Origin of the sequence: Bradyrhizobium sp. (assembly GCF_027307225.1) — a bacterium.
Lineage (GTDB): Bacteria > Pseudomonadota > Alphaproteobacteria > Rhizobiales > Xanthobacteraceae > Bradyrhizobium.
In genome coordinates, this window is sequence record NZ_DAHUXJ010000099.1 from 41,752 (window position 1) to 48,647 (window position 6,896).

At 62.0% G+C, this 6,896-nt stretch carries 4 protein-coding genes; 1 reads left to right on the forward strand and 3 read right to left on the reverse strand.

Going from position 1 to position 6,896, the window contains the following annotated elements; translation table 11 throughout:
* Window positions 1–13: 13 nt before the first annotated feature.
* Window positions 14–919, reverse strand: a complete 906-nt coding sequence (locus M6D32_RS17610) for a peptidylprolyl isomerase (protein WP_298258461.1) — start codon at window positions 917–919, stop codon at window positions 14–16.
* Between the two features lie 508 nt (window positions 920–1,427).
* Between M6D32_RS17610 and secA the strand changes: the two genes are divergently transcribed.
* Entirely contained in the window at window positions 1,428–4,265 is a 2,838-nt protein-coding gene (gene secA / locus M6D32_RS17615) for a preprotein translocase subunit SecA (protein ID WP_298258463.1), read from the forward strand.
* A 49-nt stretch (window positions 4,266–4,314) separates the two neighbouring features.
* On the opposite strand, the gene M6D32_RS17620 is transcribed toward secA, so the two are convergent.
* Together M6D32_RS17620 and M6D32_RS17625 are read right to left on the reverse strand one after the other, a co-directional pair.
* A complete protein-coding gene (locus M6D32_RS17620) occupies window positions 4,315–4,689 on the reverse strand; it encodes a cytochrome c (RefSeq protein WP_298258465.1) in 375 nt (124 codons plus the stop codon).
* Between the two features lie 10 nt (window positions 4,690–4,699).
* The gene (locus M6D32_RS17625) at window positions 4,700–6,649 is read right to left on the reverse strand and encodes a thiamine pyrophosphate-dependent enzyme (protein WP_298258467.1); all 1,950 of its coding nucleotides are present in this window, start codon (window positions 6,647–6,649) and stop codon (window positions 4,700–4,702) included.
* Window positions 6,650–6,896 lie beyond the last annotated feature (247 nt).

Genomic DNA, 6,896 nt, shown 5'->3' on the forward strand with positions numbered 1-6,896 from the left:
GCTTTCGGTCCCTTTACTTCTTCGCGGGAGCCATCTTCGAGTCCGACGGTTTCGCGGCGTCGGGGGCGGGCGCCGGCGTGTTGGAAGCCTGATCCATACGCTCGATTTTCGCGCCTTCGCGCAATTTGGCGACGTAATCGGCCTGCGCCTTGCGGGTGACGTAGTTCTCGATCTGCGGCTTGACCTGGGCGAAGTCGGGCGCCTTGCGGTTGCGCTTCTCCTCGACCTTGATGACGTGCCAGCCGAACTGCGACTTCACGGGGTCTGAGATCTTGCCGGGCTCGAGGCTGAAGGCGACGGCGGAGAATTCCGGCACCATCTGATCCTTAGTGAAGAAGCCGAGATCGCCGCCATCGGACGCCCCGCCGGGATCCTTCGACTTCGCCTTGGCGAGGGTGGCGAAATCGGCGCCGTTCTTCAGTTGGGTCTCGATCGCCTTGGCCTCATCCTCGGTCTCGACCAGGATATGGCGCGCGTGCACTTCCTGCTCGCCCTGGATCTGCTTGGCGGCCTCGTCGTAGACCTTTTTCATGGCGTCGTCGGTCACCGCCGCCTTGCCTTCGGATGCGAGCAGATTGTCCATCAGCAGACGGTTGCGGGCGAAATCGAGCCGGGCCTTGAACTCGGGACGATCCTCGATCTTCTTGTCTTCCGCGGCCTTGGCGACGATCTTCATGTCGATCAGAAACGCCAGCACGTTTTCCTTCTTGGCCGAGGGATCCATCTGCGCGAGGCTGGGACCGAGTTCCTCTTCCGCGAGATTGACGTCGCTCTGATGGATTTCCGAGCCGTTCACCTTGGCGAGGACGGGATTGGCATCTTCAGCACGCAGCGGCAGGCTCGCGAAGAGAGCAATCGCAAGTGCGCCGGCTGCGGCAGCATAGCGCGCGCGTTTCGCGTGTGATGACAAAGTAGTCATGAAAAATCCTTATCTCCAAGCCGTATGGCTGTTGCGGCGGGGGTCCTTTAAAGCGGCGCGACACTCGCCCAATCGCGTGGCCTTGGCAACGCGAAAAGTCTGTCAAAATGATGAAATCCTTGAAAGTCGGGCCTCGGCTTGAAGGAGCGCCGGCGGACCGGCCAGGCACCCGCCAGGGATGCCCGAAAAGGGTCTCCCGAGGCCTCGACGGATAGCTTCGGCCGAGCCTTGTACCGCCGACCGCAAATGCCGATCCCGCCTGCCTCGGCGAGCAACCCGGGAGGCTCTCACGACGTTGACAAGGCCTGGGCCCAGCCATATCTCTGCCGGACCTGGGTCAACGGCGATAGCGCCTATTTTGCCGCGTTTTAGCCGCTGAACACCGGATTGCTGAACTCCCACTCATTCGACGGACGATCCTCCCTCAGGGCCGGTCATTAACGCGTCACGGTGAGTTGATTGGCAGTACCATGAAGTTCGGAATCGGAACGCTAGACAGGAATTTGGCATGATCGGCGCGCTCGCCCGGAAGTTTTTCGGTTCCTCAAACGACCGGCGCGTCAAGGGGTACCAGGGCCGCGTCGATGCCATCAATGCATTGGAGGGGGAACTCGTCTCGCTTTCGGACGAAGCGCTGAAGGCGCGCACGGTCGAATTCCGCAAAGAACTCACCGAGGGCAAGACGCTCGACGAGATCCTGGTTCCGGCCTTCGCCACCGTGCGGGAAGCTGCCAAGCGCACGCTCGGCCAGCGGCATTTCGACGTGCAACTGATCGGCGGCATGGTGCTGCACGAAGGCGATATCGCCGAAATGAAAACCGGTGAGGGCAAGACGCTGGTGGCGACCCTGGCGGTCTACCTCAACGCGCTTGCGGGCAAGGGCGTCCATGTCGTCACTGTCAACGACTACCTCGCCCGCCGCGACTCCGCCTGGATGGGCCAGGTCTACTCTTTCCTCGGTCTGACCACCGGCGTCATCGTGCATGGCCTCGACGACGCCGAGCGCAAGGAAGCCTACGCCTGCGACATCACCTACGGCACCAACAACGAATACGGCTTCGACTATCTGCGCGACAACATGAAATACCGGCTGGAGGACATGGTCCAGCGCGAGCATTTCTACGCCATCGTCGACGAAGTCGACTCGATCCTGATCGACGAAGCGCGCACGCCGCTGATCATCTCGGGTCCGCTCGACGACCGGTCGGATTTCTACAACACCATCGACACCTTCTTTCCCAAGCTGGACAAGGCCGATTACGAGGTCGACGAGAAACAGCGCACGGTAACGCTCACGGAAGGCGGCATGGAGAAGCTTGAAACGCTTCTGCGCGATGCCGGTCAGCTCAAGGGCGACTCGCTGTACGACGTCGAGAACGTCTCGGTCGTGCATCACGTCAACCAGGCGCTGCGCGCTCATACGCTGTTCACCCGCGACAAGGACTACATCGTTCGCGATGACGAGGTCGTCATCATCGACGAGTTCACCGGACGCATGATGCCTGGCCGGCGCTATTCGGAAGGTCTGCATCAGGCGCTGGAAGCCAAGGAGCATCAGACGGTCCAGCCGGAAAACCAGACGCTGGCCTCGATCACCTTCCAGAACTATTTCCGGATGTACGCGAAGCTCGCGGGCATGACCGGTACGGCAGCGACCGAAGCCGACGAATTGTTCGACATCTACAAGCTCGACGTGGTCGAAATCCCGACCAACCTGCCGGTGGCGCGTCTCGATGAAGACGACGAAGTCTACCGCAGCCAGAATGAAAAATACGCGGCCATCCTCGCCGAGATCGAGCGCGCGAACGCGCGGTTGCAGCCGGTGCTGGTCGGCACTGCCTCGATCGAAAAGTCCGAAGTGCTTGCCGAATATCTCAAGAAGCACGGCTACAAGCAGATCGACTTCGGCAACGAAAGGGCGATGGAGAAGCTTTACGCTGCGGCCCGCGCTGGCAAGCCGGCCAAGTTGTTCGCGGTGTTGAACGCGCGCTTCCATGAACAGGAAGCCTATATCGTGGCCGAAGCCGGCGTCCCCGGCGCGATCACGATTGCCACCAACATGGCGGGCCGCGGCACCGACATCAAGCTCGGCGGTTCGCTCGACATGCGCATCCAGCACGATACCGCGGGGATCGCCGACGAGGCCGAGCGCAAGGCCAGGATCGAGCAGATCAAGGCTGACGTCGAACGCTTCCGCGACATCGTGCTCAAGGCCGAGGAAACCATCGAGATCGAGCCAGCCAAGGGATCGAAGCCGGCCAAGACCGCGACCAAGCCGGGCGGGCTCTACATCATCGGTTCGGAACGCCATGAATCGCGGCGCATCGACAACCAGTTGCGCGGCCGTTCCGGCCGCCAGGGCGACCCCGGCCGCTCCAAATTCTTCCTGTCGCTGGAAGACGACCTGATGCGGATCTTCGGCTCCGACCGGCTCGACAGCATGCTGACGCGGCTCGGCCTGAAGGAAGGCGAGGCCATCATCCATCCCTGGATCAACAAGGCGCTGGAAAAAGCGCAGCAGAAGGTGGAAGCCCGCAACTTCGACATCCGCAAGAATCTGTTGAAGTTCGACGACGTGCAGAACGATCAGCGCAAGGTGATTTTCGACCAGCGCATCGACCTGATGAAGGACGAAAGCGTCGCAGAGACGATTGCCGACATGCGTCACGCCTTTGTCGAGGACGTCGTGACCAAACATGTGCCCGAGCATGCTTACGCCGAGCAGTGGGACACCGCCGGCCTCAAGGAAGAACTCAAGCGCGTGCTCGATGTCGACTTGCCGGTCGATGAATGGGCCAAGGAAGAGGGCATCGCGGACGAGGAATTGTTGACGCGGATCGAAAGCCGCGTCGATCAGCACATGGCGGCCAAGGTGGCGCAATGGGGCCCCGAGGTGATGCGCTATGTCGAGAAGACGATCCTGCTGCAGACGCTGGATCACCTCTGGCGCGAGCACCTGATCATGCTCGACCACCTGCGCCAGGTGATCGGCCTGCGTGGCTACGGCCAGCGCGATCCGCTGCAGGAATACAAGTCGGAAGCGTTCGCCCTGTTCGAAACCATGGTCGCGCATTTGCGCGAGGCGGTGACGGCGCAATTGATGCGCGTCGAAATCGTGCCACCCGAGCAGCAGGAGCCGCAGCCGCTGCCGGCGATGGAGGCGCACAAGTTCGATCCCAACACCGGCGAAGACGAGATGGCGTTCGCCAATGCTTCACTGGTGCCGACGGCGACCGCCGACCGCGACCCGAAAAATCAGGCGACCTGGGGCAAGGTCGGCCGCAACGAGGATTGTCCCTGCGGCTCGGGCAAGAAGTACAAGCACTGCCACGGCAAGTATGCGTGAGGGCGAAGGCTCTCATGGCACGCTGTAAGTCATCCCCGATCATTGACCTTCAGCGCCCGACTTTGAGCAGCGGAATGCTGTTTGGATCGGGCGGTGTTGGGATCTGCTTCAGGTAGGAATAGATGTCGGCGGCATCGCGATCGGAAACAACCGCGGTCTCGTAGGGCGGCATCTGATTGGCAGGATGACGCAACTGGTTGAGGAAGGTGTCGAGCGGCAGTTCCGTGCGCGACACGCGCGGGCCCGTCATCAGCGCCCCCTGGCCTGCGAGACCATGGCATTGATAGCAGCCGATCGCGCGATAGAGCGCGTTGCCGTGCTCGACGTTGCCGGCCGAACTCGCGGCTTGTTGAGCGGTGGCCGGTTTGATTGCCGGCAAAATAGCTGCGATCGCGGCTGCGATGATGAGGCTGACGTGTTTCATCGCATTTTCCTCAGCGCGGCTGCGTGACGACGTCGATCAGCACGGGCTGACCGGTTTTTACGGCGGAAATTCCCTTGCGGAAAGCCTCGGCGAGATCGGCGGGATCCTCGATCGGCCCGATGCCGAGCGCGCCGTAGCCCATCGCGATCTTCGCGTAGTCGATGTTCGGATTGTCGATGGTCGCGCCGGTCGGCGCGGTGCGTATGCCGCGATTGTGCCGGTTCGCCATCCGCTGGAGATGCATGATCTCTTGATGATAGGCGCGGTTGTTCTGGATGATGGTGAGGTAGGGAATGCCGTGATGCGCCGCGGTCCAGAGCGTATGCGGCGCCATGTTGAATTCGCCGTCACCGGTGACATTGACCACCACGCGTCCGCCGGCATCGCGATGCGCCAGCGCGGCGCCGAGGCTCGCGACCGGTTGATAGCCGACGCCATAGCCGCCCGATCCGCCGATGAAGCGATAGTGCTTGTCCAGCGGCCACAGCCGATGCGGCCAGCGCGACGAGAAATCGCTGTCGGAGACCAGCGCCCAGTCTTCCTTTTGCAATTGCCCCCACAGCTCCATGTAGAGCCGCGCGGTCGAGATCGGTTTGGCGTCCCATGCAAAGGTTGCCTCCGTCCGTGCGCGCTCGATCGCGTTGTGATAGGCTTGGCGCAACTTCTCGCCGCGCATTTCGTTAGCGCTCTTGCCGCTCGCGGTCGTCTCCCGCTGCACGGCTTCGATCAGGAACGGAAGCGTCGTTTGTGCGTCGGCGGCGATATTGAGGTCGGCGGCGAAATAGCGCTGGAAATCCTGATAATTCGAATGCACCAACAGGTCGTGGGTCGAGATGCTGATGACTTTCACGCCTGCCCTGGTCCTGGGCAGGTCGGTGCGTTCGATCTGGTCGCGCATCGAATTGAGCTGGCCGAACAGATCGACCGGCTCAAGCGAGAGAATGCAATCGGCTTGTCCGATCAGCGTGCCGGCCCGCTCCGACTGGCAGAGATAGTGCGTGTTCGGCATGTTCATGCGCGAACGGTTGTCGATGACAGGCGCCTGCAGGAGTTCGGCCAGCCGCACGAGATCGTCCATCGCTGCTTGCGAGCGCGCGTAGCGGTCGGCGATGATGACCGGGTTTTCGGCAGCCACCAGCATTTTGGCGGCGTCGCGCAACGCATTCGGATCGCCCGCGGTCTGTGAAGGCATGGTCAGACGCGGAATCCGCAGTTTTCGCGCCGCGCGCTCCTCCAGCGGTTCTTCCTGCAGCTTGCTGTCGGCGACCAGGAATACCGGTCCGGGCGGCTCGGCGCAGGAAAGCGCGTAGCCACGCACGGCCGACTCGGCGAAATGCTGCAATGACATCGGATAGTCGTCCCACTTGACGAAATCGCGCACGGTGGCCGCGCCGTCCTGCACGCTGTGGAACCATTCGACGCCCGGCCGTCGCTCGGTAAGCGGACCGGCGTTGCCGGTGAAGAGCATCATCGGAACGCGGTCGCAATAGGCGTTGTAGATCGCCATCGCCGCATGTTGTGTGCCCACGGTACCGTGCATGATCGCCGCCATCGGCTTGGCGGCAACCTTGGCATAGCCGTGCGCCATGCCGACCGAGACTTCCTCGTGCAGGCAGGTCAGCCATTCCGGCTTCTTGTTGGTGCCGTAATTGATGAAGCTTTCCTGCAAGCCGCGAAAGGTCGAGCCGGGGCAGGCGGCGATGTAGTCGAGATTGAGCGTCTTGCAGACGTCGACCATGAAATCGGAGCCGGTCTTTTCCGTCGTCAGCCGTTCGACCACAGGCGGCTGCTCCCGCTCCCTCGACTGAGTGGCGGCGGTGGGCAGGGGCGTGCTGCCCTTGGCCGGTGCCGAAGTTTGCGCGTGGGTGGCTTTCGGAACGGCGATCGTGGCGCCGCCTGCTGCAACCACGCCCTTGAGAAATCGGCGGCGATGCAAGCCGGCATCTTCCGATTTGGCCATCAATGCTCTCCCGTTTTTTGACGGGCCATGGACGACGTTGGCCCGACGCTTCTTGTTGGCGCGGGAGACTAGCGCATTAAAAAACTCGAGGCGAGGCGCCGGCCGCCAAGTGTCAGTAGCGCGTGATCTGTCGCCTGTTTGTAGCTCGTGAAGTGTCGTGTTTTTAGTGCCCTGGAACAAAGGGGGCACGATGGGCACGGCATCCATTCACGAGGGTGTACGACGGATGCGGTTTTCAAGTTTGCTG

Bases quoted from the DNA above. Each gene is read 5' to 3' on its own strand.
- secA (WP_298258463.1), top strand. From the start codon at position 1,428: ATGATCGGCGCGCTCGCCCGGAAGTTTTTCGGTTCCTCAAACGACCGG.
- M6D32_RS17625 (WP_298258467.1), bottom strand. From the start codon at position 6,649: ATGGCCAAATCGGAAGATGCCGGCTTGCATCGCCGCCGATTTCTCAAG.
- M6D32_RS17610 (WP_298258461.1), bottom strand. From the start codon at position 919: ATGACTACTTTGTCATCACACGCGAAACGCGCGCGCTATGCTGCCGCA.
- M6D32_RS17620 (WP_298258465.1), bottom strand. From the start codon at position 4,689: ATGAAACACGTCAGCCTCATCATCGCAGCCGCGATCGCAGCTATTTTG.